Raw genomic sequence first — 25,310 nt, forward strand, 5'->3', positions numbered from 1 at the left:
GTACTGTGGAGAGAATAATAATGCGCAAGCAGTTGAAACTGACCGCCCTGGCCCTGGGGCTGTTCGCCGCTGGCCAGGCCATGGCCGCAGACTTGACCGTAATTTCGTTTGGTGGCGCTAACAAGGCTGCCCAGGTCAAAGCGTTCTACGAGCCATGGGAAAAGGCGGGTAACGGCAAGATCGTCGCGGGTGAATACAACGGCGAAATGGCCAAGGTGAAGGCGATGGTCGACACCAAGAGCGTGTCGTGGAACCTGGTAGAGGTTGAGTCGCCAGAGCTAGCCCGTGGTTGCGATGAGGGGATGTTCGAAGAGCTCGACCCCGCGTTGTTCGGGGATGAAGCCGACTACGTGCCGGGGGCGATCCAACCGTGTGGTGTGGGCTTCTTCGTGTGGTCCACGGTCATGGCGTACAACGCTGACAAGCTCAAGACCGCACCTACCAGCTGGGCTGACTTCTGGGACACCAAGCAGTTCCCAGGCAAGCGTGGCCTGCGCAAAGGCGCCAAGTACACGATGGAGTTTGCCTTGATGGCCGACGGCGTTGCGCCCAAGGACGTCTACAAAGTGTTGGCCACCAAAGAAGGCCAAGACCGTGCCTTCAAGAAGCTCGATGAACTCAAGCCCAGCATTCAGTGGTGGGAAGCTGGCGCGCAGCCACCGCAGTTTTTGGCCTCGGGTGACGTGGTCATGAGCTCCGCTTACAACGGCCGTATCGCCGCCGTGCAAAAAGAGAGCAACCTCAAGGTGGTGTGGAACGGCGGCATCTACGACTTCGATGCCTGGGCTATCCCTAAAGGTGCCAAGAACGTCGAAGAAGCGAAGAAGTTCATCGCCTACAGCGTCAAGCCCGAGCAGCAGAAGACCTACTCCGAGAACATCGCCTACGGCCCGGCCAACGCCAAGGCTGTGAGCCTGCTGTCGGACGATGTGAAGAAGGACATGCCGACCACGCCTGAAAACATCGCCAACCAGGTGCAGATCGATGTGGCCTTCTGGGCTGACAACAGCGAGCAACTGGAGCAACGCTTCAACGCCTGGGCGGCGAAGAAGTAGGACACCGGAAAGCAGGGCCGCTATGCGGCCCATCGCTGGCAAGCCAGCTCCCACAGGGAGCGCGCATTCTCTGAAGTCAGTGCAGTACCTGTGGAAGCCGGGCTTGCCGGCGATGGGCTGCGCAGCAGCCCCATTTTTCAGTTCGTATCGCGGAGTTCGCCATGGCCATTGCAGTGCCCCTTAACGAAGGCGCGGGTCCAAACCTAAAGCAGCGCCTCAAACACGCCGAGCGGGTCAACCGCTGGAAGGCGCAGGCGTTGATCGCGCCGCTGGCGCTGTTTCTTCTGCTGGTCTTTCTGGTGCCGATCGCGGCGCTGCTGTACAAGAGCGTCGGCAACCCGGAAGTGGTCGGCGGCCTGCCGCGAACGGTAGACATCATCACCCAGTGGGATGGCAAGAGCCTGCCGGGTGAGGAAGTGTACAAGGCGCTCAGCCAGGACTTGGCCGAGGCGCGCAAGAATCAGACCCTTGGCGACCTTTCAAAACGCTTGAATATGGAACTGGCCGGCTACCGCAGCCTGTTGACCAAGACCGCCCGGGCACTGCCGTTCAAGGTTGAGCCTGCCTCTTATAAAGAGGCCTTGCAGGCCTTGGACGAGCGTTGGGGCGACCCGGCCTACTGGCAGGCGATCCGCCGCAACACCAGTTCGGTGACCTCGTTCTACCTGCTGGCCTCTGTCGACCACCGTATCGACGACCTCGGCGAGCTGGCCAAGGCCACCCCCGACCAGGCCATTTACCTGGACATCTTTGCCCGCACCCTGTGGATGGGGGTGGTGATTACCGCCATTTGCCTGGTGCTGGCCTACCCGCTGGCCTATTTGCTAGCCAACCTGCCAACCCGGCAGAGCAACCTGTTGATGATTCTGGTGCTGCTGCCGTTCTGGACCTCGATCCTGGTGCGGGTAGCGGCGTGGATCGTGCTGTTGCAGTCCGGTGGCCTGATCAACAGCGCGCTGATGGCCATGGGCATCATTGACCAGCCGCTGGAACTGGTGTTCAACCGCACCGGCGTGTACATCTCGATGGTGCACATCCTGCTGCCGTTCATGATCTTGCCGCTGTACAGCGTGATGAAGGGCATTTCCCCCAGCTACATGCGGGCGGCGATCTCGCTGGGCTGTCACCCGTTCGCCAGCTTCTGGCGGGTGTACTTCCCGCAGACCTACGCCGGGGTTGGCGCGGGCTGCCTGTTGGTGTTCATCCTGGCTATCGGCTACTACATCACCCCGGCACTGCTGGGCAGCCCCAACGACCAGATGGTCAGCTACTTCGTCGCCTTCTACACCAACACCAGCATCAACTGGGGCATGGCCACCGCGCTGGGCGGGCTGTTGCTGCTGGCGACCGTGCTGTTGTACTTGATCTATAGCTGGCTGGTCGGCGCCAGCCGCCTGCGCCTGAGCTGAGGAGCCTTGTCATGCTGAGCCCTTACATGTCGCCTGTGGAGCGGGTGTGGTACTACAGCCTGCGCATTCTTTGCGGTCTGATTCTGCTGTTTTTGATCCTGCCGGTGTTGGTCATTGTGCCGCTGTCGTTCAACAGTGGCAGTTTCCTGGTGTACCCGCTGCAGGGCTTCTCGCTGCAGTGGTATCAGGACTTCTTCGGCTCGGCCGAATGGATGCGGGCCTTGAAAAACAGCATCATCGTTGCCCCGGCGGCCACGGTGCTAGCCATGGTGTTCGGCACCTTGGCGGCCATCGGCCTGACCCGTGGCGACTTCCCGGGTAAGTCGTTGGTGATGGCACTGGTGATCTCGCCGATGGTAGTACCGGTGGTGATTATCGGTGTGGCGAGCTACCTGTTCTTCGCCCCGCTGGGCATGGGCAACAGCTTCACTTCGCTGATCCTGGTGCACGCGGTGCTGGGTGTGCCGTTCGTCATCATTACCGTGTCGGCGACCTTGCAGGGTTTCAATTACAACCTGGTACGGGCGGCAGCCAGCCTGGGCGCTTCGCCACTGCTGGCCTTCCGCCGGGTGACCCTGCCACTGATCGCGCCCGGGGTGATTTCGGGGGCGCTGTTCGCCTTTGCCACCTCGTTCGACGAGGTGGTGGTGACGCTGTTCCTTGCCGGGCCGGAGCAGGCCACTCTGCCACGGCAGATGTTCAGTGGTATTCGCGAGAACCTGAGCCCGACCATTGCCGCGGCGGCGACCTTGCTGATTGCCTTCTCCGTGGTGCTGCTGCTGACCCTGGAGTGGTTACGTGGGCGTAGCGAGAAGCTCAGAACCCAGCAGCCTGGCTGATGATGGCTTGTCTGTACCGGCCTGTTCGCGGCTAAAGCCGCTCCTACAACGACTGCGCAGCATTCATGCCGTGTACAAAGCGTTGTAGGAGCGGCTTTAGCCGCGAACAGGCCGGTACAGGTCGAAGCAGCTATTGATACCAATCAGCCCTCATCCCTTTCCCTGGGTTACAATGCGCGCCACCGTGATTCTGCCAACAGGTGCGCCATGCAGCCCTACGCTATTGCCCCCTCCATTCTCTCCGCCGATTTCGCTCGCCTGGGCGAGGACGTCGACAAGGTCTTGGCGGCGGGTGCCGACATCGTCCACTTCGATGTCATGGACAACCACTACGTCCCCAACCTGACCATCGGCCCGATGGTGTGCACCGCCCTGCGCAAGTACGGCGTCACCGCCCCGATCGACGTGCACCTGATGGTCAGCCCGGTCGACCGCATCATCGGCGACTTCATCGAAGCCGGCGCCACCTACATCACCTTCCACCCGGAAGCCTCGCAGCACATCGACCGCTCGCTGCAACTGATCAGGGACGGCGGCTGCAAGGCCGGCCTGGTGTTCAACCCGGCCACGAGCCTGGATGCCCTGAAGTACGTGATGGACAAGGTCGACATGGTGCTGCTGATGAGCGTCAACCCAGGCTTCGGCGGGCAAAAATTCATCCCCGGTACCCTCGACAAGCTGCGCGAGGCGCGTGCGCTGATCGACGCCAGTGGCCGTGATATCCGCCTGGAAATCGACGGCGGCGTCAACGTCAACAACATCCGCGAGATCGCTGCCGCTGGCGCCGACACCTTCGTCGCCGGCTCGGCGATCTTCAATGCCCCGGACTACCAGGAAGTGATCGCCAAGATGCGCGCCGAAATGGCTCTGGCCCGCCCATGAGCGGCTTCGAGCAGCTGTTCCCGGGGACTCTGCCCAGGCTGGTGATGTTCGATCTGGACGGTACCCTGATCGATTCCGTGCCAGACCTGGCCGCCGCCGTGGACCGCATGCTGCTCGAATTGGGGCGCCCGCCCGCTGGCCTGGAAGCCGTACGCCACTGGGTTGGCAACGGCGCCCAGGTATTGGTGCGTCGGGCGCTGGCAGGTGGTATCGACCACGCCGGTGTCGACGATGCGCTGGCTGACCAGGCGCTGGCGCTGTTCATGGACGCCTATGCCGATAGCCATGAACTGACGGTGGTTTACCCCGGGGTACGGGATACCCTGCGCTGGCTGCGCAAGCAGGGCGTGGAGATGGCGCTGATCACCAACAAGCCAGAGCGCTTCGTCGGCCCGCTATTGGACCAGATGAAGATCGGCAACAACTTCCGCTGGATCATCGGCGGCGACACCCTGCCGCAGAAAAAGCCCGACCCGGCGGCGCTGCTGTTTGTCATGCAAATGGCCGGCGTTACCCCGCAGCAGTCGCTGTTTATCGGCGATTCGCGTAGTGACGTACTGGCGGCCAAGGCGGCTGGGGTGCAGTGCGTGGGCCTGAGCTACGGCTACAATCATGGCCGGCCGATTGACGACGAATCCCCCAGCCTGGTGATCGACGACCTGCGCGCATTGCTGCCCGGTTGCGCAGACCCGGCCACTGGGATAACGTTGGCGGACCTTCAAGCCTCACAAGACAGAGAGTCCACCGTGGCGGTTACTGGCAAATTCTGGATGAAAGTCATCAAGGCCCTGGCCCGTTGGCGTTGGCGCGCCTGACTTTAGCTTGCCGGCGCGTGCCGGCCCGTCCGTTTGCCTGACCTATTGCTGCTTGCCACGAGGCTACCCCATGACCCGCGAAGAATTCCTGCGCCTGGCCGCTGCCGGCTACAACCGCATTCCCTTGGCCTGCGAAACCCTGGCCGACTTCGACACGCCGCTGTCGATCTACCTGAAACTGGCTGACCAACCCAACTCGTACCTGCTCGAATCGGTGCAAGGCGGCGAGAAGTGGGGCCGTTACTCGATGATCGGCCTGCCGTCGCGCACGGTAATGCGTGTGCATGGCTACCACGTCAGCATCCTGCAGGATGGCGTGGAGGTGGAACGCCACGATGTCGAAGACCCGCTGGCGTTCGTCGAAACTTTCAAGGACCGGTACAAGGTCGCCGACATCCCCGGCCTGCCACGCTTCAACGGCGGCCTGGTCGGCTATTTCGGCTACGACTGCGTGCGTTATGTGGAAAAACGCCTGGGAGCCTGCCCCAACCCTGATCCACTGGGTGTGCCGGACATCCTGTTGATGGTATCCGACGCGGTGGTAGTGTTCGACAACCTGGCCGGCAAGATGCACGCCATCGTGCTGGTCGACCCGGCTGAAGAGCAGGCCTTCGAACAGGGCCAGGCACGCCTGCAGGGTTTGCTGGAAACACTGCGCCAGCCGATCACCCCGCGCCGTGGGCTGGACTTGAGTGGCCCGATGGCTGCCGAGCCAGCGTTCCGCTCAAGCTTTACCCAAGAAGATTACGAGCGCGCAGTCGACACGGTGAAGGAATACATCCTGGCGGGCGACTGCATGCAGGTGGTGCCGTCGCAGCGCATGTCGATCGACTTCAAAGCCGCGCCTATCGACCTGTACCGCGCGCTGCGTTGCTTCAACCCGACGCCGTACATGTACTTCTTCAACTTTGGCGACTTCCATGTGGTCGGCAGCTCGCCTGAGGTGCTGGTGCGCGTCGAGGACAACCTAGTCACTGTGCGGCCGATTGCCGGCACCCGCCCGCGTGGCGCGACCGAAGAGGCCGACCGCGCGTTGGAAGACGACCTGCTGTCGGATGACAAGGAAATTGCCGAGCACCTGATGCTGATCGATCTGGGCCGCAATGACGTCGGTCGTGTGTCCTCGACCGGTAGCGTGCGCCTGACCGAAAAGATGGTGATCGAGCGTTATTCCAACGTGATGCACATTGTGTCCAACGTCACCGGTCAGCTGCGCGAAGGGCTGACGGCGATGGATGCACTGCGCGCGATCCTGCCGGCCGGTACGCTTTCGGGGGCACCGAAGATTCGGGCGATGGAGATTATCGACGAGCTGGAGCCGGTCAAACGTGGGGTTTACGGTGGTGCTGTCGGGTATTTCGCCTGGAACGGCAACATGGATACCGCGATTGCCATCCGTACTGCAGTGATTAAAGACGGTGAGCTGCATGTGCAGGCCGGGGGCGGCATCGTGGCCGACTCCGTGCCGGCGCTGGAGTGGGAAGAAACCATCAACAAACGCCGGGCGATGTTCCGCGCGGTGGCGTTGGCTGAGCAGACTTCCGCCCCAAAATGAATTGATTGGGGCTGCCTTGCAGCCCTTCGCGGGCACGCCCGCGAAGGGCCGCAAAGCGGCCCCATCAGTTCAGAAGTCCACGCTGACCCCCAGGCTAACCCCCTGCTGCGTCAACTCATCACTCTTGCGCCAGTTGTAGTTGCCGCGCAAATGCACCCCCGCCACCACTTCATGGCTCACCCCTAGGCTCGCCCGGGTCAGGTCGCTGTGCGGCGTATACCCGGTCAGGGTGAAATCATTCGCCGGCAAGCTGGTCAGGTGCATCGTCACATCCTGCTGGTCATCCTCGAATTCATGCTCCTGCGCCACCTCGGCGAACAGCCGGGTACTCGGCAACACCTGCACACTGCCCAGCAACCCCACACCCAGACGGCGTGACGTGCGTTCCTGGTCGTCGAAGCCCAGTGCCGTCGAACGCCCACTCTTCTCCTCATAGCCGTCGACTTTCACCCGGGCATAGTCGGCGCTGATGAACGGCGCCAGCTGCCAGCGGCTGCTGTCGGCCGCCAGGTTGTAGCCCAGCCGCCCCGACATTGCCCAGGCTTCGCCATCGGTGTCGCCCTTTTCGCTGCGGTCGTTCACGCCAAGGGCGAAGGTGCGCTTGAGGTCGCTGTAGTCCAGGTGCCCGGCGGTCAGTGCCGCGTCGGCCCACCAGCGGTCCTGGCGGTACTGGGCGAAGGCGCTGGCCAGGTAGCTGTCCAGCTTGTAATCGGAGTCTTGTTCGCCCGCTTCCAGCTTCTGCCGATACACGCCGCCGGCCAGGCCCAGGCGCCAGGCGTCGTTCAGCCGGTAGCTACCACCTAGCGTCAGGTTGTAGCCGCGGCCATCGCCGCTGGCCGCGCTGCGTTGGCCGTCGAAGTCCAGGTCTTGGGCGCCGGTAGCGGCAAAGGCTTGCCACTGGCCAACCGCCTGCCAGGGTGTCTGCCATTGGTTGCGCAGCTCGTCCTGGTGGGCGCGCAGGCTGGCGTGGGCCATTTCTGGTAGCAGGGTCAGCTCCCAGGGGGCGGCGATGATCGAGTAGGCGTAATCGGCAATCAGTTGCTGGCCGGCGATGGTCGGGTGCACCGAGTCGTTGAACAGCAGCTTGGTCGGGTCTGGCGTGGTGCCGTTGATGCCATAAACCGGGTTTTCCACGCAGCCTTCGCCGCTGTAGCAGGTGCCGACCAGGCTCTGGTCGCTGGCCAGGCCGAATTGACTGGGGCTGGCCAGCGCCTCACCCAGTAGCACGGGGATGTTCAGCGGAATGATCTCGGCATCGATCTGCCCCAGCTGGCTGAGCAGCGCTTGGTTGAAGGCGCCCGACAGCAACGACAGCGGGTTTTGTTGCGGCGTGCCGCTGAAGTTCGGTGTTTGGCCGAGGTCGGGCAGCAGCCAGACCATGATATAGCGGGCGCCGCCCTGCTGCAGGGCCTGGGCGCTGGCAGCCAGGCGGCCGCCAGCGGCGACGGCATCGGCGGGGCTGTTGACCAGGCCTTGCAGGAAGTCGTTGCCACCGCCGGTCAGGTAGTACAGCGCGTTAGGGTCGGCGCGCAAGCCGTTGGCCAGATAGCCCGGCTTTTCCCGCAGTACCTGGCCTGCGCCGGGGCGCCCTGGGGGGAGGACCGTCTCGGAAGTGCTGGTGATCGAATCCAGGATCTGCTGCGTGGTGTAGCCGCCAACTGCCCAGTTGTTGCCGTCCGGCAACCCAAGCGCCTGGTTGAGTGGGGAGGTGGAGGGGCCAAGCTCGGTTGGGCTCACGCCCAACCGCCCACCCAGGATCATCGGTGACACCGGGGCATAATTGCCACTGGCATCGCGGTTGGTGAAGCGTGCGCCGCCAAACTGCCCGGCGTCGCTGAGGCTGTCGCCAAACACGATCATGCTGGAGTAGGGCGAGGGTGCCGCAAACGCCTGGCCGCATGCCAGTGCCAGTGAGGCGAGGGTAAAGCGCAATAACGGTGCTTTTCGCATCAGGGAACATCCTTTTCTTTGTTTTTATCAGGACTACCCGATCGACCTTAGCAAATCGCAGTGCATACCTCCCAAGTCCATTCGTTTCCCCGTGTTTACGGGCATATTGCGCCCGCCGCCCCGGTAGGCTACTGTGCCGGGACGTATGAGCGAGACCTATCCTGTGTTGATCGTCAGCAAACTCTTGATGCGTGTAATCAAGGCCCACGCCCGTTGGCGTTGGCGCGCCTGACTTTATCCCCTGCCGGCCCGCCCGGCCCGCCCCCGTTTGCCTTCCTGTCTAACGCCCCTTGTGGCAAAGCCGCGCCTATCGGCTGGTGTAGGAAGGTTCGAATTCTGAAGTCAGTAGATTCAAGAGGTTTAACCCGATGTTACTGATGATCGACAATTACGACTCATTCACTTACAACGTCGTTCAGTACCTTGGCGAGCTGGGTGCCGAGGTCAAGGTCATTCGCAATGACGAAATGACCATCGCCCAGATCGAAGCCCTCAACCCTGAGCGCATCGTCGTTTCCCCTGGCCCGTGCACGCCGAGCGAGGCGGGTGTGTCCATCGAGGCCATCCTGCATTTTGCCGGCAAGCTGCCGATCCTGGGCGTGTGCCTGGGCCACCAGTCCATCGGCCAGGCCTTTGGCGGTGACGTAGTGCGTGCACGCCAAGTGATGCACGGCAAGACCAGCCCGGTCCACCACCGTGACCTGGGCGTGTTCGCCGGCCTCAACAACCCCCTGACCGTGACCCGCTACCATTCCCTGGTGGTCAAGCGCGATACCCTGCCAGACTGCCTGGAAGTCACTGCCTGGACTGCCCATGCAGATGGTTCGGTCGACGAGATCATGGGCTTGCGCCACAAAACGCTGAATATCGAAGGGGTGCAGTTCCACCCTGAATCGATCCTTACCGAGCAGGGTCACGAGCTGTTCGCCAACTTCCTCAAGCAGACCGGCGGCCGCCGCTAAGGATTGAACATGGATATCAAGAGCGCGTTGAGCCGTATCGTCGGCCAGCTGGACCTTTCTACCGAAGAAATGCGCGATGTGATGCGCCAGATCATGACCGGCCAGTGCAGCGAGGCGCAGATCGGTGCCTTTCTGATGGGCATGCGCATGAAAAGCGAAAGCATCGATGAAATCGTCGGTGCGGTGTCGGTGATGCGCGAGCTGGCAGACAAGGTTGAACTGCAAACCCTCGACGGCGTAGTCGATATCGTCGGCACCGGCGGTGATGGCGCGAACATCTTCAACGTGTCCACTGCCTCGTCGTTCGTCCTGGCCGCAGCGGGTTGCACCGTGGCCAAGCACGGCAACCGCGCAGTGTCGGGCAAGAGCGGTAGTGCTGACCTGCTGGAAGCCGCTGGCATCTACCTGAACCTAACCCCTGTTCAGGTGGCGCGCTGCATCGATAGCTTGGGCATCGGCTTCATGTTCGCGCAAAGCCACCACTCGGCCATGAAACATGCAGCCGGCCCGCGTCGCGACCTGGGCTTGCGTACCCTGTTCAACATGCTCGGCCCGCTTACGAATCCGGCTGGGGTGAAGCACCAGGTGGTCGGTGTGTTCGCGCAAGCCCTGTGCCGCCCGCTGGCCGAGGTGCTGCAGCGCCTGGGGAGCAAGCATGTGCTGGTTGTGCACTCCAAGGACGGCCTGGACGAGTTCAGCTTGGCGGCACCGACCTTTGTTGCCGAACTGAAAAACGACCAGATCAGCGAATACTGGGTAGAGCCCGAAGACCTTGGCATGAAAAGCCAGAGCCTGCACGGCCTGGCGGTCGAGAACCCGCAGGCGTCGTTGGAGCTCATCCGTGATGCACTGGGGCGGCGCAAGACCGAGAATGGGCAGAAGGCTGCCGAGATGATTGTGCTGAATGCCGGTGCCGCGCTGTATGCGGCGGACCATGCCATGAGCCTGAAGTCGGGCGTAGAACTGGCCCATGATGTTCTGCACACGGGCCTGGCCTGGGAGAAGCTGCAGGAATTGGGTGCCTTTACTGCAGTATTCAAGGTGGAGAACGAAGCATGAGCGTGCCGACGGTGCTGGAAAGGATCATTGCCCGCAAGTTCCAGGAAGTGGCTGAGCGCAGCGCGCGCGTAAGCCTTGCTGAACTCGAAGGCCTGGCCAAGGCTGCCGACGCGCCGCGTGGTTTCGCCAATGCGCTGATCGAGCAGGCCAAGCGCAAGCAGCCGGCGGTGATTGCCGAAATCAAGAAGGCCTCGCCAAGCAAAGGCGTGATTCGCGAGCATTTTGTGCCGGCGGAAATCGCCGTCAGCTACGAGAAGGGCGGTGCCACCTGCCTGTCGGTGCTGACCGATGTGGACTACTTCCAAGGCGCCGATGAATACCTGCAGCAAGCCCGTGCGGCAGTGTCACTGCCGGTGATCCGCAAAGACTTCATGGTCGATCCTTACCAGATCATCGAAGCCCGTGCCTTGGGCGCCGACTGCGTGCTGCTGATCGTGTCGGCGCTGGATGACGTGAAGATGGCTGAACTGGCGGCCACCGCCAAGGATGTCGGCCTCGATGTGCTGGTAGAAGTACACGATGGCGATGAGCTGGAGCGGGCGCTGAAAACCCTCGATACGCCATTGGTGGGGGTAAACAACCGCAACCTGCACACCTTCGAGGTAAGCCTTGAAACCACCCTCGACCTGTTGCCGCGCATTCCACGGGATCGCCTGGCGATTACCGAGAGCGGTATCTTGAACCGGGCCGATGTCGAGCTGATGGCAATCAACGAGGTCTACTCGTTCCTGGTGGGTGAGGCGTTCATGCGCGCTGAACAACCAGGGCTGGAGTTGCAGCGGTTGTTCTTCCCGGAACAAGTGAAGAAAACTGTTCAGCAATTGGACTGAGCAAACCAAGCCGGCGTTACTGCCGGCTTTTTTGTATGCCTGGAATGGCCCTTTCGCGGGCAAGCCCGCTCCTACAATGGATACGCGTCCTGTTGTAGCGGGTTCACCCGCGAAGAGGTCGGTGAAAACAACAACATAGGTGGATCAATGACCGATCAACCCCTGGCCCTGACCGTTGAACAAGGGCTGCACGCCGAACAGGAACTGCTAGCCGCCGTCTGCCGCGGCGAACGCGACAGTGGCGTGCTGTTCTGGCGCCCCACCGACCATGCCTTGGTCATGCCCCGGCGCATGAGCCGCCTGGACAATTTCGAGGCCGCCTGCGCCGAACTGGCCATCGCCGGCTGGCCGGTGCTGTTGCGCGAAACCGGTGGGGAGCCGGTGCCGCAGTCACATTCGACGGTGAACGTTGCGTTGGTCTATGTTGCCCCACGTAGTGAGGGCGACCACGGCCGTATCGAGAATGCCTACGAGCGCCTGTGCCTGCCGCTGTGCGATGTGCTGCGCGGGTGGGGCGGGGTGGCGTCGGTGGGGGAAATCGACGGTGCTTTCTGCGATGGTCGCTACAACGTCAACCTCAACGGCCGCAAACTGGTCGGCACTGCCCAACGCTGGCGCCAGGGGCTGGGCGGCAAGCGCCCGGTGGTGTTGGTGCACGGTGCGCTGTTGCTGGACAACGAACGTGAGTCGATGGTGGCGGCGGTAAACCGCTTCAACGAGTGCTGCGAGTTGGAACAGCGCTGCCGCGCTGACGCGCACATCGCCTTGCACGAGGTGGCACCCGAGGCACCCTGGTTCGAGCATCTGTCGCAGGCCTATGCCAAGGTACTGGCCGACCTGCCCAAGGACTAGCGGGTACCGTAGACCACCATGGTCTTGCCTTTGACCTGCACCAGGCTGCGCTCTTCAAGGTCTTTGAGGACGCGGCCGACCATTTCCCGGGAGCAACCGACGATACGGCCGATTTCCTGACGGGTGATTTTGATCTGCATGCCGTCGGGATGGGTCATGGCGTCGGGTTGCTTGCACAGCTCCAGCAGGCAACGGGCAACGCGCCCGGTGACGTCGAAGAATGCCAGGTCACCGACCTTGCGGGTGGTGTTGCGTAGGCGTTGGGCCATCTGGCTGCCCAGGGCGTAGAGAATCTCCGGGTCTTGCCGGGCGAGTTCGCGAAATTTTTCGTAACTGATTTCGGCTACCTCGCATTCGGTCTTGGCGCGTACCCAGGCACTGCGCTGCTGAACACCGTCAGTGGGCTCGAACAGGCCCAGTTCGCCGAAGAAATCACCATTGTTCAGGTAGGCGATGATCATTTCATGGCCTTCGTCGTCTTCGATCAGGACAGTGACCGAACCCTTGATGATGAACGACAGTGTTTCGGCCCGGTCGCCGGCGCAGATAATGTTATTTTTGGCGGTGTAGCGGCGGCGTTGGCAGTGCACCAGCAGCCTGTCGATGTTCTTGATCTTGGCGGGTAGGGCGGAGGCAACCATCACGAAATCCTGTTCGATACAACCTATAGGCTTTTATAGAGGTTGGCTGGCGACCAGCGCCAGTCATTTGGCGCCAGCTTATCAGACACTACAGGATGTTTCGGTATTAAACCGCCACGTCTCGTACTTTTCCCACAGCCGTACAAGGTCTAAGCTGACACCCTTTTCCGAAAATCAGGAGTCCAGATAGATGAAGGCACGTATCCAGTGGGCCGGTGAGGCGATGTTCCTCGGCGAATCGGGGAGCGGCCATGTCGTCGTGATGGACGGCCCGCCCGAGGCCGGCGGCCGCAACCTGGGTGTGCGCCCAATGGAGATGCTGTTGTTGGGCTTGGGTGGCTGCAGCAGCTTTGATGTGGTGAGCATCCTGAAGAAGTCGCGCCAGGCAGTAGAAAGCTGCGAAGCGTTCCTGGAGGCCGAGCGCGCCAGTGAAGACCCGAAGGTGTTCACCAAGATCCACATGAACTTCGTGGTGAAAGGGCGTGGGCTGAAAGAAGCCCAGGTAAAGCGTGCGGTGGAGTTGTCGGCGGAGAAGTACTGCTCGGCTTCGATCATGCTGGAGCGTGCCGGGGTTGAGATTACCCATGGCTATGAAATCGTAGAGCTGGGTTAAGCCCAAGATTTTTGGGGGCTGCTGCGCAGCCCATCGCCGGCAAGCCAGTTCCTACAGGTACAGCGCCACACTTAAGGCCCGCGCAATACCTGTGGGAGCTGGCTTGCCGGCAATAGGCCGCAAAGCGGCCGCAACAATATCAGCTGCGAAGCGCCGGCAGTGCAGCCCGCACCCACTCTGGCAAGCGACTACGCATCACTTGGCTAAACCGCTCCCGCCGCTTCTGGTAAACCAGCCCCAGCCAGATGACCGCCAACCCAATCAGGGTCAGCACCAGCGGGAACAGCAGCGATTCGGCAAACACCTCATACGCCAGATAGCCCAGGTAAGCCGCCACCCCCAGCGCCCCGAACACCATGAACACCGGCCGGCGCAATAGTACCGCCATGCCCATCAGCGCCATATTGATCAGGCAGTAAACGGCCTTGCCCAGCTCGCTGTCGCTGTCCGACAGTGTCAGCCCGCCCCAGAATGCCGCCAGACCGGCCAAATAACCCCAGTGGGCGTAGTCCTCGCGCGTGCGTCCATCAACCCCGATGAACACCATCAGCAACCCCAAGCCGAACCACAGCGAAACTTCGCGGCGCTGCTCCCAGCTGAACGGCGAGCCGAAGATCCATTCGCTCAGGTCCATCGACATGAACCACAAGGCTACGGCAATTGGCATGACGATGAACGGATAGCGGATCAGCCTCAGCATCAGCAGCCCGGCAAGCACGGTGGCCGCTTCCATCGCCAGCCAGCCGCCTTGCACATAGGTGTAGTACTGGTGATAGGTCGCCTGCGTATCACCCAGTGGCCACCAGCCGGCCAGGCGTTCGATGGCGAATACTGCCAGTGGCACGATGCTGACCGCGACCGCCGCCAGCACCCCGGCAGCAACCGGCTGGGCGCGCTTTTGCAGGTTAAGGGCGAACAGTGTGAGTAGCAGAATGTAGAGGCTGGCGATGATCAGCAGCGCCCCGTCGCCGATGCTCATCCAGGCTTCAGTGAGCAACCAGCCCATGGCCGCCATGATCAGCATGGCGCCAAAGTAGAAGGCAATATGGGCCAGCTGGAAGCTGCCACGTTGCGCCGGCTGCTGGCGCAAGTACGCCAGCAGGGCTTGGTCCTGACCGGGCTGGAGAATGCCGGCTTGCACGGCGCGCGCCAGGTCCTTGGCGTCGAAACGGTCCGTCATGGTGATGCCTTCAGATGCGGTAGGTGCTCTTGGTCATGACCTTGGCCAACAGGCTCATGCCAAAGCGAACCGGGGCAGGGAAGCGATAACCGCCGGCTTCCAGGGCAGACTCGGCGTGCTGTTCTTCATCGATGCGCATCTGTTCGAGGATGGCCCGGGACTTTTCGTCTTGCTGCGGGATTTGCTCCAGGTGCTCGTCGAGGTGCTTGCACACCTGGTGCTCGGTGGCCGCGACGAAGCCCAAGCTGACCTTGTCGCTGACCAGCCCGGCGAGTGCACCGATGCCGAACGACATGCCGTAGAACAACGGGTTGAGTACGCTCGGGTGGCTGTTCAGCTGGCGAATGCGCTGTTCGCACCAGGCCAGATGATCCACTTCTTCCTCGGCGGCGTGCTCCATGGCCTTGCGCACTTCGGGCAGCTTGGCGGTCAGGGCCTGGCCCTGATACAGCGCCTGGGCGCAGACTTCACCGGTGTGGTTGATGCGCATCAGCCCAGCCACATGGCGGGCCTGCTGGTCGTCCAGGTCAACGTCCGGCTGGACGATGGCTGGCGAGGGGCGGGCGGGTTGGCCGCTGAAGGGCAGCAAGGTGCGCATGGCGGTATCGGCCTGCAGCAACAAGCGGTCGAGCGGCGAGTAGTGACGTTCGGTAGCCATCGGGCACCTCCGCAAGAATGTGCCCGATAGTTTACCGCAATAGCGGCAGGGTCGCTTGCGGTGGATCAGCCCGGTGGCCAGTGCATCTGGCGCTGGCCAAGCACGTGCATGTGGATGTGGTAGACGGTCTGGCCGCCTTGCTCGTTGCAGTTCATGACTACGCGGAAGCCTTCCTCGCAGCCAAGTTCCCTGGCCAGGCGCTGGGCGGTGAACAGAATGTGGCCGGCCAGCCCCTTGTCTTCTTCGGTCAGGTCATTGAGGGTGCGGATGTGCTTTTTCGGGATGACCAGAAAATGCACAGGCGCCTGGGGGGCGATATCGTGGAACGCCAGAACCTGGTCGTCCTCGTAGATGATTTTCGCCGGGATTTCCCGGTTGATGATTTTGCAGAATAAATCGTCCACAGCACTTGCTCCATGGTGAGGGCCAGGCCGAGTGTACTCAGCCGGGCGCCGCTCGCCCAGTGGCTATTCCATGCCGGCTGGGCAATAGCGGCGGTGGATGGCCCCGGCCAGCTTGCGCACCAGCCAGCGCGGCAGCAGACGCGGGGCGAATGCCAGCCAGCGGTTGCGCCGGCCGGGCATAATCAGTGCGCGGTTCTTGTCCAGTGCACGTACGGTGTACAGCGCCACTTCCTCGGGGCTGAGGCAGCGGGGTTTGCCATCCAGCCGGGCTATGCGCCGGCGCGCGGAACGCACCGGGCCTGGGCACAGCACCGAAACCTTGATACCGGTACGCTTGAGTTCTTCGCGCAGTGCCTGCGAGAAGCTCAGCACGTAGGCCTTGCTGGCGGCATAGGCCGCCATCCATGGGCCGGGTGCTACCCCAGCCAGGCCGGCAACGTTGAGAATTTGCCCGCCGCCTTGCACGGCCATCAGGTTGCCAATGGCGTGGCATAGCCGGCTCAGGGCCAGCACGTTGACTTCCAGCAGGTCCTGTTCGTCGGCCCATTCATGGGCCAGGAATGGCCCGTAGGTGCGCAGGCCAGCACAATTGACCAACAGGTCGATGCGCCGCTCGCCTTCTTCCAGCTCCAGCACGAAGCCCGACAAGCGTAGCGGCTGGCTGAGGTCGCAGGCGCGAAACAGCACCTCGACACCGAAACGCTGGGTCAGTTCGATGGCCACCGGCTCCAGCGTTTCACGTTGGCGTGCCACCAGGATCAGGTTGCGCCCGCGCCGCGCCAGGGCTTCCGCCAGGGCTAAGCCCAGGCCGCTGGAAGCACCAGTGATCATGGCGTAACGGGTCATGCAGGGCTCCTGGGGGCTAAAGAGGGCGCCTAGTGTACAGCTTGGCCGGGCAAGGTGTTGCCTTTTGCTACAGGGCGCGGGCGTGCAGCGCCTGGCAGCGTTGCAGGGCGTGCCGGTACTCGTTGTGCAGCCGTTCGATCAACGCGCTGGCACTGGGCAGGTCGTCGATACTGCCGACGCCTTGGCCCGCTGACCACACGGTCTTCCAGGCCTTGGCTTCGTCGTCGATCGGTTTCAGCTTGCCAGGCTCGTGCCCGCCCTTGAGCGCATTCATGTCGTAGCCAGCCTGCTCCAGGCTCGGGCGCAGGAAACTGGCGGGGATGCCAGACACCGCCGCGGTGTGGATGATGTCGGCGGCATGGGCATCGAGCAGCATTTGCTTGTAGGCACTCTGGGCCTGGCTTTCTGCCGTGGCGATGAAGCGCGTGCCCATGTACGCCAGGTCGGCGCCTAGCATTTGTGCGGCCAGGATCTCGTGGCCGTGGTTGAGGCAGCCGGCCAGCAGCAGGGTCTTGTCGAAGAACTGGCGAATCTCGGCGGCCAGGGCAAACGGGCTGCAGGTGCCGGCATGGCCGCCTGCGCCCGCCGCCACAGCGATCAGGCCATCGACACCCGCCGCGGCAGCCTTCTCGGCATGGCGACGCGTGGTGACATCGTGGAACACCAGGCCGCCGTACCCGTGCACGGCATCGACTACTTCCTTCACTGCGCCCAAGCTGGTGATAACGATTGGCACACGGTGTTCCACGCACAAGGCCAGGTCGGCCTGCAGGCGCGGGTTGGTGGGGTGAACGATCAGGTTGACGGCATACGGCGCTGGCGCCTGCAGTTGCGCCAGGCCTGCCTCGATTTCTTCCAGCCAGGCCTTGAACCCGGCGCTGTCGCGCTGGTTCAGGGCGGGAAAGCTACCGACCACGCCGCCGGCGCAGCAGGCTAGCACCAGGGTTGGGTTGGAAATCAGGAACATCGGAGCGGCAACCAGGGGCAAGCGCAGGCGTTGTTCGAGCGAGGCGGGTAGCGACATGGCAAGGCTCCTTGAGCGGGGTGGCTCGGTCAGAACGGTTTGACCACCACCAGGATGACGATACCCAGCAGGAACAGCACGGGCACTTCGTTGAACCAGCGATAGTAGACATGGCTGCGGGTGTTGCTGCCGCTGGCGAAGCGCTTGCGCTGCGCGCCGCACATGTGATGGTAGACGGTCAGCAAGATGACCAGGGTGAGCTTGGCGTGCAGCCAGCCCTGGCTGAGCCAGCCGGGGGTGAGGTAGAGCATCCACGCACCGAACACGTAGGTGGCGATCATCGCCGGGTTCATGATGCCGCGGAACAGCTTGCGCTCCATGGTCACGAAGCGGTCCTGGCTGATGCTGTCCTGGCTCTGGGCGTGGTAGACGAACAGCCGCGGCAGGTAGAACAGGCCGGCAAACCAGCAGACCACGCTGACGATATGCAGCGCTTTGATCCATAGGTAAAGCATGGAGGGAGTTCCTTCAGGTAATCACGGTCGTCAGATAGTAGTGGTCAGGCGCCCGAAGGGTCACCCGAAGAGTTGTTACAGGCGCCTTGCGCCCCTATTATCGTGCGCTTTCCAGACGGCTCGTTGATAAGGGGCAAGCGTTATGATCAAGGTCGGTATCGTCGGCGGCACGGGTTACACCGGCGTCGAACTGTTGCGTCTGCTGGCACAGCATCCACAGGCCGAAGTGGCGGTCATCACTTCGCGCTCCGAGGCGGGCGTGGCGGTGGCGGACATGTACCCGAACCTGCGCGGCCACTATGACGGGCTGGCGTTCAGCGTGCCGGACAGCAAGGCTCTGGCCGCCTGCGATGTGGTGTTCTTCGCCACGCCGCACGGTGTTGCCCATGCCCTGGCTGGCGAACTGCTGGCTGCCGGTACCAAGGTGATCGACCTGTCGGCCGACTTCCGCCTGCAGGATGCTGCCGAATGGGGCAAGTGGTATGGCCAGCCGCACGGTGCGCCAGAGCTGCTGAAGGACGCGGTGTACGGCCTGCCTGAAGTTAACCGCGAGAAGATCCGCCAGGCGCGCCTGATCGCCGTGCCCGGTTGTTACCCGACTGCCACCCAGCTGGGCTTCCTGCCGCTGCTGGAAGCCGGCCTGGCCGACCCGTCGCGCCTGATCGCCGATTGCAAATCGGGTGTCAGCGGTGCTGGCCGTGGTGCGGCAGTGGGTTCGCTGTTCTGCGAAGCCGGCGAAAGCATGAAGGCCTACGCGGTCAAGGGCCATCGCCACCTGCCGGAAATCAGCCAGGGCCTGCGCCTGGCCGCTGGCAGGGACATCGGCCTGACCTTCGTGCCACACCTGACGCCAATGATCCGCGGTATCCACGCCACGTTGTACGCCACTGTTGCCGACACTTCGGTCGACCTGCAGGCGCTGTTCGAGAAGCGCTACGCCGATGAACCGTTCGTCGACGTGATGCCAGCGGGCAGCCACCCAGAAACCCGTAGCGTGCGTGGTGCCAACGTCTGCCGTATTGCCGTTCATCGTCCGCAGGGTGGTGACTTGGTAGTGGTGCTGTCGGTGATTGACAACCTGGTCAAGGGCGCGTCCGGTCAGGCGGTACAGAACCTGAACATCCTGTTCGGTCTGGACGAGCGCATGGGCCTGTCCCACGCGGGCTTGCTGCCCTGACAGCAGCCCAAGCTACTAGCCGCAAGCTGCAAGTGAGTATATTGCTTGCAGCTTGTAGCTTGCTGCTTACGTATTGTTGACCAATTTTCTCGGGAAAGCGGATAATGCGCGTCATCGAGTTTTATGGCGGCTACCGCGCCGGGAGAATCAACATGAGCGTCGAAACCTTCACCCCTACTGGTCTGGAATTCACCCAAGGGGCAGCCCAGAAGGTGAAGAACCTGGTCAACGAGGAAGGCAATGAGCGTCTGAAGCTGCGGGTGTTCGTGACCGGTGGTGGTTGCTCGGGCTTCCAGTACGGTTTCACCTTCGATGAAGACGTGGCCGAAGACGACACCATCGTCGAGCGTGAAGGTGTTTCACTGGTGGTCGACCCCATGAGCTTTCAGTACTTGGCTGGTGCCGAAGTGGACTACCAGGAAGGCCTGGAAGGCTCGCGCTTCGTGATCAAGAACCCGAACGCTGCCACTACTTGTGGCTGCGGGTCTTCGTTCTCGATCTGAGCCCTGACCCTATGAGAACGCCGCGCATTTGCGCGGCGTTTTGCTTTCTGGGGAGTGATTAAGCCGGATAGATCGCGCCCAGTACCCGCGGGCCCCTGGCTGCGGTGACGCTGGGGCGGTTAGCGGCGATGCCTTCCAGGCAGCAGTGGGCCAGCCAGGCGAAGGCCATGGCCTCGACCCAATCCGGGTCGATGCCATGGGCTGCGGTGCTGGCGACACGGGCCTCGGGTAGCAACTGGCCGAGGCGAGCCATCAGGGCGTCATTTTGCGCACCGCCACCGCACACCAGCAGCGCTTCGGTGCCCCGCTGGGCGTTGCTCAGCGAGTCGATGATGCTGCGTGCAGTCAGCTCCAGCAATGTCGCCTGTACATCCTCGTCGCGGTAAACCGGTAGACCGGCCAGGTGGCCATCCAGCCACGGCAGGTTGAACACCTCGCGGCCGGTGCTCTTCGGGCCGCTGCCAGCGAAGAACGGGTCGGCCAGCAGGGTGGTGAGCAAGTCATCCTGCACCGTACCCGAGGCCGCCCAGGCACCCTGCGCATCGTAGGCCTGGCCGCGCTTGCGCTCGATCCAGGCATCCAGCAGCACGTTACCCGGGCCGCAGTCAAAGCCATGGACCGGTTTGCCCTGCTCGATCAGGCTCAGGTTGCTGAAGCCGCCGATATTGAGGATGGCCAGGCGCTGGCCGAGGTGGTTGAACAGGGTTTCGTGGAAGGCTGGTACCAGCGGCGCACCCTGGCCGCCGGCTGCCACATCGCGCCGACGGAAGTCAGCCACTACGCAGATACCGGTAAGCTCAGCCAGCAGCGCCGGGTTGCCGATCTGCACGGTGAAGCCACGCGCAGGTTCGTGGCGGATGGTCTGGCCGTGGCTGCCGATGGCGCGGATGGCAGCGGCCTGCAGCCCCTGCCGGGCCAGCAGCTGGCGGATGCCTTCAGCTGCCAGGCTGGCCCAGTGGTTTTCTGCCAGTGCGGCCCGCGCAATCTCGTCAGGGCCGCTGCTGCAAAGGGCTAGCAGGTCCTGCCGCAGGTCGGTGGGCATGGGCAGGTAGTGGGTGGCAAGCAGCTGAAGCTGCTCACCTTGCTCGATCAAGGCAATGTCCAGGCCGTCAAGGCTGGTGCCGGACATCACCCCTATGTAGAGCACCATGGGCTTAGCGCTTGTTCGCTGCGAGCAGGGTGGCCTTTTCCTGATCCATGCGGGCAATCAGTGGCTGGCTCTGCTGCTGGAAGCGCTGGCGCTCGTTTTTGGCGATTGGGTCAGCCATCGGTACTTTCTGGCTCAGCGGGTCGACGTGCACGCCGTTGACCTGGAACTCGTAGTGCAGGTGCGGGCCGGTGGACAGGCCGGTGGTGCCGATGTAGCCGATGATTTGGCCCTGCTTGACCGAACTACCGGTTTTGATGCCCTTGGCAAAGCCCTGCATGTGGCCATACAGCGTTTTGTAGCGATTGCCGTGCTGGATGATCACGGTGTTGCCGTAACCACCGCGGCGCCCGGCCAGTTCGATACGACCGTCACCGGCTGCCTTGATCGGAGTGCCGCGAGGCGCTGCGTAATCGACGCCTTTGTGGGCGCGGATCTTGTTCAGGATTGGGTGCTTGCGCCCGGCGGAGAAGCGCGAGCTGATGCGGGCGAAGTCTACCGGGGTGCGGATAAAGGCCTTGCGCAGGCTGTTGCCATCGGCGGTGTAGTAGGTAGTGTTGCCCTGCTTGTTGGTATACCGCACGGCAGTGTAGGTTTTGCCGCGGTTGGTAAAGCGTGCGGACAGGATGTTGCCGGTGCCGACGACCTTGCCGTCCATCACCTTCTGCTCGTACACCACGTCGAATTCATCGCCCGGGCGAATATCCTGGGCGAAATCGATGTCGTAACCCAGCACGCGGGCCATATCCATGGTCATGCTGTGAGACAGCCCGGCGCGTTGGGCCGAGGCCGACAGTGAGCTCTTGATCACGCCATGGGCGTAGGCTGTACGCACCACTGGCTTGCTGATTTCGCGGTTGAAGGTGTAGCCCTTGGCAGACTTGGTCAGGCGAATGGTTTCGAGGTTGCTGACCTTGCTGTGCAGGCTCGCCAGCTGGCCGTCCTTGTCGAGCTCGAACTGCAGCACCTGGCCGTGCTTGAGCTGGCTGAACTGCTTGGCTTGCTTGTTACTGGCCAGCAGGTCATGCACCGCATTGGTCGGCAGGCCGACTTTGGCGAACAGGGTCGACAGGGTGTCGCCGCGGGCCACGGTCACCTCGCGGTGGCCAGGCGCCGTGGCTGCCTCAGCAACCGGTTCGGCGGTAGGGGCTTCCTGCTTGGCCTTCTGCGTTTCGGGTGCGGCCTCTTCGATCTGGGCAAACGGCGAGCCTTGCTCACCTTCTGCCTGCACCAGGGGCGCGGCAGCGGATTCGTCCTTCAACTGCTCGGCAGGGCTCTCCAGCTCAAGGTTAAGGGTGGTTTTCTTGGCTTCCACTTCGCTGGAGGGAAATACCAGCAGAGCCAGGCTGAGCAGGGCGGCGATGCCGCTGGCGGCCAACAGATGGCTTTTCGGATAAAGCGGGGGCGCTTTAGGCGGTTCGTTGGTCATGGGTAAGGTGACTTTGAAAAAGGTGAAATGGAAAAGATGAATGACATGATGAAGATGAAATAACTGTATAAAATATAACCAAATCCATTTTCACGCAAGGGCGCATAGACGCCGCAAACCTGTGTGCGGGTCACATTCCGTTGCGAAACTTGTAATTGACGGCCGATCTTGTATGGTTGGCTCCCCCTGAATCTGAGCCTTGCGGGTTTGTCTATGAAGTCGGTTGAAGAGCAGCTGGCGCTTATTAAGCGCGGTGCGGAAGAAGTATTGGTCGAGTCGGAACTGGTGGAGAAGCTCAAGCGTGGCCAACCTCTGCGCATCAAGGCCGGCTTCGATCCGACCGCGCCTGACCTGCACCTTGGGCACACGGTGCTGATCAACAAGCTGCGCCAGTTCCAGGACTTGGGGCATCAGGTCATCTTCCTGATCGGTGACTTCACCGGCATGATCGGCGACCCAAGCGGCAAGAGCGCTACGCGCCCACCTCTAACCCGTGAGCAGGTGCTGGAGAATGCCGAGACCTACAAGCAGCAAGTGTTCAAGATTCTCGACCCGGCCAAGACCGAGGTTGCGTTCAACTCCACCTGGATGGACAAGCTGACCCCAGCTGATTTCATTCGTCTGGCTTCGCAGTACACCGTGGCGCGCATGCTCGAGCGTGATGACTTCGACAAGCGCTACACCACCAACCAGCCGATCGCCATCCACGAGTTCCTGTACCCGCTGGTGCAAGGCTATGACTCGGTGGCCCTGAAGGCGGATGTGGAACTGGGCGGTACCGACCAGAAGTTCAACCTGCTGATGGGGCGCGAACTGCAACGTGCCTATGGTCAGGAGGCTCAGAACATTGTGACCATGCCGCTGCTCGAAGGGCTCGACGGCGTGAAGAAGATGTCCAAGTCGCTGGGTAACTATGTAGGTATCCAGGAAGCGCCGGGGGTGATGTACAGCAAGCTGGTGTCGATCCCGGACACTCTGATGTGGCGCTACTTCGAGCTGCTGAGCTTCCGTTCGATGGAAGAGATTGAGCAGTTCCGTGCCGACGTAGCCAAGGGTGCCAACCCGCGTGACATCAAGATCAAGCTCGCCGAAGAAATCGTTGCGCGTTTCCATGGTGAGGAGGCTGCTGCCAATGCTCACCGCGCGGCCGGTAACCGTATGAAGGAAGGTGAGTTGCCGGAAGACCTGCCGGAAGTCGAAGTGGTTGCGGCAGAAGACCTGCCGATCGCTGCTGTGCTGAACCGGGCTGGTTTGGTGAAGAACTCGGCGCAGGCGCGGGATCTGCTAAGCGGTGGCGCTGTTAAGGTCGATGGCGCGGTGGTGGATCGTGACTTCGTGTTTGCGCTGGGTGCGACCCATGTGTGCCAAGCGGGCAAGAAGTCGTTTGCACGGGTTACTCTCAAGGCTGAGTGATAGCCTGCAGGTGTAGCTATATAGAAGCGGGGAGGCCGATAGGCCTCCCCTCTTTGGTTTTGGGGGTTTGGTTGTGGGCTGCTGTGTGTCAGGGCTGGCGGGTACCTGTCTTGAGATGGCATTGGCTTCGAGTGGTGCCTACCTTGGGTTCTCTGGCGCCTATGAAGTCGAGCGCTCCTGCATTTGTTTCGGGCCAGTTACACCTGTGGGCTTTCCGCGCGGGCGCCTTGATGCCTGTCTTGGTGGTGCGCCGTACAAACAAGGCGGGCAGAGGAGACTTCACAGGAGTGATTGGCCCAAAACAGATGTGGGAGCGGGCTTGCCCCGCGAAGCGCCGCGCGGGCGGCGCTCGATCTCACCGGCGCTGAAGGTGTGGTGGCGAACACTTGGTGGCCCTGACACGGTCTTTTCCCGTTATATTTCATATTCTTGAAATTAAAGGTTGACGCCCTTTCGAATCCCCTTATAATGCGCCCCACTTCCAGCGACAACGGAACGACAAACTCCTTGAGATTCAACGAGTTAAGTAGTTCAGAAGAAGCTGAAAGGGCTACGATCGAATGATCGAAAGCGGTTGAGATGATGGTTGACAGCGTTGCTAAACGCTGTATGATTCGCCTCCCGCTACGAGAGATCGCAGCGAGCCAAGTGTTTGAAGCTAAACGAGTTTCTCGCAAAAAACTTCAAAATAAACGCTTGACAGGCTCTGAGGAAAGCGTAGAATGCGCGCCTCGGTTGAGACGAAAAGCTCTTAACCAAACGCTCTTTAACAAATTGAATCAAGCAATTCGTGTGGGTGCTTGTGAGTATGGACTGATAGTCAAAAAGATTATCAGCATCACAAGTGACCATGCGAGAAATCACATAGTCATTTGAGATTGCTGAGCCAAGTTTAGGGTTTCTTAAAAACCCAAGCAGTATTGAACTGAAGAGTTTGATCATGGCTCAGATTGAACGCTGGCGGCAGGCCTAACACATGCAAGTCGAGCGGATGAGAAGAGCTTGCTCTTCGATTCAGCGGCGGACGGGTGAGTAATGCCTAGGAATCTGCCTGGTAGTGGGGGACAACGTTTCGAAAGGAACGCTAATACCGCATACGTCCTACGGGAGAAAGCAGGGGACCTTCGGGCCTTGCGCTATCAGATGAGCCTAGGTCGGATTAGCTAGTTGGTGGGGTAATGGCTCACCAAGGCGACGATCCGTAACTGGTCTGAGAGGATGATCAGTCACACTGGAACTGAGACACGGTCCAGACTCCTACGGGAGGCAGCAGTGGGGAATATTGGACAATGGGCGAAAGCCTGATCCAGCCATGCCGCGTGTGTGAAGAAGGTCTTCGGATTGTAAAGCACTTTAAGTTGGGAGGAAGGGCAGTAAGCTAATACCTTGCTGTTTTGACGTTACCGACAGAATAAGCACCGGCTAACTCTGTGCCAGCAGCCGCGGTAATACAGAGGGTGCAAGCGTTAATCGGAATTACTGGGCGTAAAGCGCGCGTAGGTGGTTTGTTAAGTTGGATGTGAAAGCCCCGGGCTCAACCTGGGAACTGCATCCAAAACTGGCAAGCTAGAGTACGGTAGAGGGTGGTGGAATTTCCTGTGTAGCGGTGAAA

The 25,310-nt window shown here is 61.6% G+C and carries 24 protein-coding genes and 1 rRNA gene (1 of these 25 cut by a window edge); 15 read left to right on the forward strand and 10 right to left on the reverse strand.

Features of this window, described 5'->3' with window-relative positions:
* Positions 1-20: 20 nt before the first annotated feature.
* The 6 genes from DV532_RS02145 (at position 21) to trpE (ending at position 6,555) form a co-directional block, all read left to right on the forward strand.
* Positions 21-1,055: an ABC transporter substrate-binding protein gene (locus DV532_RS02145; RefSeq protein WP_056805490.1), complete on the forward strand. Its 1,035-nt coding sequence runs from the start codon at positions 21-23 to the stop codon at positions 1,053-1,055.
* A gap of 161 nt (positions 1,056-1,216) precedes the next feature.
* Entirely contained in the window at positions 1,217-2,464 is a 1,248-nt protein-coding gene (locus DV532_RS02150) for an ABC transporter permease (protein ID WP_056805486.1), read from the forward strand.
* Positions 2,465-2,475: 11 nt separating this feature from the next.
* A complete protein-coding gene (locus DV532_RS02155; RefSeq protein WP_056805484.1) occupies positions 2,476-3,303 on the forward strand; it encodes an ABC transporter permease in 828 nt (275 codons plus the stop codon).
* A gap of 207 nt (positions 3,304-3,510) precedes the next feature.
* Positions 3,511-4,185, forward strand: coding sequence for a ribulose-phosphate 3-epimerase (gene rpe / locus DV532_RS02160; protein ID WP_056805480.1), 675 nt, complete (start codon positions 3,511-3,513; stop codon positions 4,183-4,185).
* Positions 4,182-5,000 carry a phosphoglycolate phosphatase gene (locus tag DV532_RS02165; RefSeq protein WP_056805477.1) on the forward strand — a complete coding sequence of 273 codons (819 nt, stop codon included), beginning with the start codon at positions 4,182-4,184 and terminating at the stop codon, positions 4,998-5,000. Before rpe ends, DV532_RS02165 begins: the two co-directional genes overlap by 4 nt.
* Positions 5,001-5,070: 70 nt before the next feature.
* The gene (trpE, locus tag DV532_RS02170; RefSeq protein WP_056805474.1) at positions 5,071-6,555 is read left to right on the forward strand and encodes an anthranilate synthase component I; all 1,485 of its coding nucleotides are present in this window, start codon (positions 5,071-5,073) and stop codon (positions 6,553-6,555) included.
* A 69-nt stretch (positions 6,556-6,624) separates the two neighbouring features.
* Here the strand turns inward: trpE and estP are convergent, their stop codons facing one another.
* A complete protein-coding gene (estP, locus tag DV532_RS02175; RefSeq protein WP_056805471.1) occupies positions 6,625-8,505 on the reverse strand; it encodes an esterase EstP in 1,881 nt (626 codons plus the stop codon).
* A gap of 368 nt (positions 8,506-8,873) precedes the next feature.
* Between estP and DV532_RS02180 the strand changes: the two genes are divergently transcribed.
* The 4 genes from DV532_RS02180 to DV532_RS02195 all read left to right on the forward strand — a co-directional run bounded on the left by DV532_RS02180 (position 8,874) and on the right by DV532_RS02195 (position 12,208).
* On the forward strand, positions 8,874-9,467 hold the full coding sequence (locus DV532_RS02180) for an aminodeoxychorismate/anthranilate synthase component II (RefSeq protein ID WP_019472944.1): 594 nt from the start codon (positions 8,874-8,876) through the stop codon (positions 9,465-9,467).
* 9 nt (positions 9,468-9,476) lie between these two features.
* On the forward strand, positions 9,477-10,526 hold the full coding sequence (gene trpD / locus DV532_RS02185) for an anthranilate phosphoribosyltransferase (RefSeq protein WP_056805468.1): 1,050 nt from the start codon (positions 9,477-9,479) through the stop codon (positions 10,524-10,526).
* Complete coding sequence (gene trpC, locus DV532_RS02190) at positions 10,523-11,356, forward strand: indole-3-glycerol phosphate synthase TrpC (protein WP_056805465.1); 834 nt, start codon at positions 10,523-10,525, stop codon at positions 11,354-11,356. The genes trpD and trpC overlap by 4 nt, the downstream gene beginning before the upstream one ends.
* Before the next feature lie 147 nt (positions 11,357-11,503).
* Positions 11,504-12,208 carry a lipoate--protein ligase family protein gene (locus DV532_RS02195; protein WP_056805462.1) on the forward strand — a complete coding sequence of 235 codons (705 nt, stop codon included), beginning with the start codon at positions 11,504-11,506 and terminating at the stop codon, positions 12,206-12,208.
* On the opposite strand, the gene crp is transcribed toward DV532_RS02195, so the two are convergent.
* Positions 12,205-12,849: a cAMP-activated global transcriptional regulator CRP gene (gene crp, locus DV532_RS02200; RefSeq protein WP_056805460.1), complete on the reverse strand. Its 645-nt coding sequence runs from the start codon at positions 12,847-12,849 to the stop codon at positions 12,205-12,207. The genes DV532_RS02195 and crp overlap by 4 nt on opposite strands.
* A gap of 190 nt (positions 12,850-13,039) precedes the next feature.
* Here crp and DV532_RS02205 point away from each other — a divergent pair, with 190 nt between their 5' ends.
* Complete coding sequence (locus DV532_RS02205) at positions 13,040-13,462, forward strand: OsmC family protein (RefSeq protein ID WP_004376171.1); 423 nt, start codon at positions 13,040-13,042, stop codon at positions 13,460-13,462.
* A 139-nt stretch (positions 13,463-13,601) separates the two neighbouring features.
* Here the strand turns inward: DV532_RS02205 and DV532_RS02210 are convergent, their stop codons facing one another.
* From DV532_RS02210 to hemJ, 6 genes are all read right to left on the reverse strand, one after another.
* Positions 13,602-14,642, reverse strand: a complete 1,041-nt coding sequence (locus DV532_RS02210; protein WP_056805458.1) for a hypothetical protein — start codon at positions 14,640-14,642, stop codon at positions 13,602-13,604.
* Positions 14,643-14,652: 10 nt separating this feature from the next.
* On the reverse strand, positions 14,653-15,300 hold the full coding sequence (coq7, locus tag DV532_RS02215; RefSeq protein WP_056805456.1) for a 2-polyprenyl-3-methyl-6-methoxy-1,4-benzoquinone monooxygenase: 648 nt from the start codon (positions 15,298-15,300) through the stop codon (positions 14,653-14,655).
* A gap of 65 nt (positions 15,301-15,365) precedes the next feature.
* Positions 15,366-15,704: a histidine triad nucleotide-binding protein gene (locus DV532_RS02220; protein ID WP_056805453.1), complete on the reverse strand. Its 339-nt coding sequence runs from the start codon at positions 15,702-15,704 to the stop codon at positions 15,366-15,368.
* A 63-nt stretch (positions 15,705-15,767) separates the two neighbouring features.
* Complete coding sequence (locus DV532_RS02225) at positions 15,768-16,550, reverse strand: SDR family oxidoreductase (protein ID WP_056805451.1); 783 nt, start codon at positions 16,548-16,550, stop codon at positions 15,768-15,770.
* A 67-nt stretch (positions 16,551-16,617) separates the two neighbouring features.
* Positions 16,618-17,574: a nitronate monooxygenase family protein gene (locus DV532_RS02230; RefSeq protein ID WP_056805447.1), complete on the reverse strand. Its 957-nt coding sequence runs from the start codon at positions 17,572-17,574 to the stop codon at positions 16,618-16,620.
* A 29-nt stretch (positions 17,575-17,603) separates the two neighbouring features.
* Positions 17,604-18,029: a protoporphyrinogen oxidase HemJ gene (hemJ, locus tag DV532_RS02235; protein ID WP_056805444.1), complete on the reverse strand. Its 426-nt coding sequence runs from the start codon at positions 18,027-18,029 to the stop codon at positions 17,604-17,606.
* Between the two features lie 142 nt (positions 18,030-18,171).
* Here hemJ and argC point away from each other — a divergent pair, with 142 nt between their 5' ends.
* Together argC and erpA are read left to right on the forward strand one after the other, a co-directional pair.
* Positions 18,172-19,206, forward strand: a complete 1,035-nt coding sequence (gene argC / locus DV532_RS02240; protein ID WP_056805442.1) for an N-acetyl-gamma-glutamyl-phosphate reductase — start codon at positions 18,172-18,174, stop codon at positions 19,204-19,206.
* Between the two features lie 152 nt (positions 19,207-19,358).
* On the forward strand, positions 19,359-19,709 hold the full coding sequence (gene erpA / locus DV532_RS02245) for an iron-sulfur cluster insertion protein ErpA (protein ID WP_056806185.1): 351 nt from the start codon (positions 19,359-19,361) through the stop codon (positions 19,707-19,709).
* Between the two features lie 58 nt (positions 19,710-19,767).
* Here the strand turns inward: erpA and DV532_RS02250 are convergent, their stop codons facing one another.
* Together DV532_RS02250 and DV532_RS02255 are read right to left on the reverse strand one after the other, a co-directional pair.
* Positions 19,768-20,859 carry an anhydro-N-acetylmuramic acid kinase gene (locus tag DV532_RS02250; RefSeq protein WP_056805439.1) on the reverse strand — a complete coding sequence of 364 codons (1,092 nt, stop codon included), beginning with the start codon at positions 20,857-20,859 and terminating at the stop codon, positions 19,768-19,770.
* Between the two features lie 4 nt (positions 20,860-20,863).
* Positions 20,864-22,285: a peptidoglycan DD-metalloendopeptidase family protein gene (locus DV532_RS02255; protein WP_056805436.1), complete on the reverse strand. Its 1,422-nt coding sequence runs from the start codon at positions 22,283-22,285 to the stop codon at positions 20,864-20,866.
* Positions 22,286-22,498: 213 nt separating this feature from the next.
* Between DV532_RS02255 and tyrS the strand changes: the two genes are divergently transcribed.
* Both tyrS and DV532_RS02270 read left to right on the forward strand, forming a co-directional pair.
* On the forward strand, positions 22,499-23,698 hold the full coding sequence (tyrS, locus tag DV532_RS02265; RefSeq protein ID WP_056805434.1) for a tyrosine--tRNA ligase: 1,200 nt from the start codon (positions 22,499-22,501) through the stop codon (positions 23,696-23,698).
* A gap of 922 nt (positions 23,699-24,620) precedes the next feature.
* Positions 24,621-25,310: ribosomal RNA gene (locus DV532_RS02270) — 16S ribosomal RNA — on the forward strand; it runs 847 nt beyond the window's last position.

The sequence above is a fragment of the Pseudomonas sp. Leaf58 genome (assembly GCF_003627215.1).
Lineage (GTDB): Bacteria > Pseudomonadota > Gammaproteobacteria > Pseudomonadales > Pseudomonadaceae > Aquipseudomonas.

Excerpts from the sequence above, each read along its gene's own strand:
- DV532_RS02145 (WP_056805490.1), top strand. The coding sequence starts at position 21 with ATGCGCAAGCAGTTGAAACTGACCGCCCTGGCCCTGGGGCTGTTCGCC.
- DV532_RS02150 (WP_056805486.1), top strand. The coding sequence starts at position 1,217 with ATGGCCATTGCAGTGCCCCTTAACGAAGGCGCGGGTCCAAACCTAAAG.
- DV532_RS02155 (WP_056805484.1), top strand. The coding sequence starts at position 2,476 with ATGCTGAGCCCTTACATGTCGCCTGTGGAGCGGGTGTGGTACTACAGC.
- rpe (WP_056805480.1), top strand. The coding sequence starts at position 3,511 with ATGCAGCCCTACGCTATTGCCCCCTCCATTCTCTCCGCCGATTTCGCT.
- DV532_RS02165 (WP_056805477.1), top strand. The coding sequence starts at position 4,182 with ATGAGCGGCTTCGAGCAGCTGTTCCCGGGGACTCTGCCCAGGCTGGTG.
- trpE (WP_056805474.1), top strand. The coding sequence starts at position 5,071 with ATGACCCGCGAAGAATTCCTGCGCCTGGCCGCTGCCGGCTACAACCGC.
- estP (WP_056805471.1), bottom strand. The coding sequence starts at position 8,505 with ATGCGAAAAGCACCGTTATTGCGCTTTACCCTCGCCTCACTGGCACTG.
- DV532_RS02180 (WP_019472944.1), top strand. The coding sequence starts at position 8,874 with ATGTTACTGATGATCGACAATTACGACTCATTCACTTACAACGTCGTT.
- trpD (WP_056805468.1), top strand. The coding sequence starts at position 9,477 with ATGGATATCAAGAGCGCGTTGAGCCGTATCGTCGGCCAGCTGGACCTT.
- trpC (WP_056805465.1), top strand. The coding sequence starts at position 10,523 with ATGAGCGTGCCGACGGTGCTGGAAAGGATCATTGCCCGCAAGTTCCAG.
- DV532_RS02195 (WP_056805462.1), top strand. The coding sequence starts at position 11,504 with ATGACCGATCAACCCCTGGCCCTGACCGTTGAACAAGGGCTGCACGCC.
- crp (WP_056805460.1), bottom strand. The coding sequence starts at position 12,849 with ATGGTTGCCTCCGCCCTACCCGCCAAGATCAAGAACATCGACAGGCTG.
- DV532_RS02205 (WP_004376171.1), top strand. The coding sequence starts at position 13,040 with ATGAAGGCACGTATCCAGTGGGCCGGTGAGGCGATGTTCCTCGGCGAA.
- DV532_RS02210 (WP_056805458.1), bottom strand. The coding sequence starts at position 14,642 with ATGACGGACCGTTTCGACGCCAAGGACCTGGCGCGCGCCGTGCAAGCC.
- coq7 (WP_056805456.1), bottom strand. The coding sequence starts at position 15,300 with ATGGCTACCGAACGTCACTACTCGCCGCTCGACCGCTTGTTGCTGCAG.
- DV532_RS02225 (WP_056805451.1), bottom strand. The coding sequence starts at position 16,550 with ATGACCCGTTACGCCATGATCACTGGTGCTTCCAGCGGCCTGGGCTTA.
- DV532_RS02230 (WP_056805447.1), bottom strand. The coding sequence starts at position 17,574 with ATGTCGCTACCCGCCTCGCTCGAACAACGCCTGCGCTTGCCCCTGGTT.
- hemJ (WP_056805444.1), bottom strand. The coding sequence starts at position 18,029 with ATGCTTTACCTATGGATCAAAGCGCTGCATATCGTCAGCGTGGTCTGC.
- argC (WP_056805442.1), top strand. The coding sequence starts at position 18,172 with ATGATCAAGGTCGGTATCGTCGGCGGCACGGGTTACACCGGCGTCGAA.
- erpA (WP_056806185.1), top strand. The coding sequence starts at position 19,359 with ATGAGCGTCGAAACCTTCACCCCTACTGGTCTGGAATTCACCCAAGGG.
- DV532_RS02250 (WP_056805439.1), bottom strand. The coding sequence starts at position 20,859 with ATGGTGCTCTACATAGGGGTGATGTCCGGCACCAGCCTTGACGGCCTG.
- DV532_RS02255 (WP_056805436.1), bottom strand. The coding sequence starts at position 22,285 with ATGACCAACGAACCGCCTAAAGCGCCCCCGCTTTATCCGAAAAGCCAT.
- tyrS (WP_056805434.1), top strand. The coding sequence starts at position 22,499 with ATGAAGTCGGTTGAAGAGCAGCTGGCGCTTATTAAGCGCGGTGCGGAA.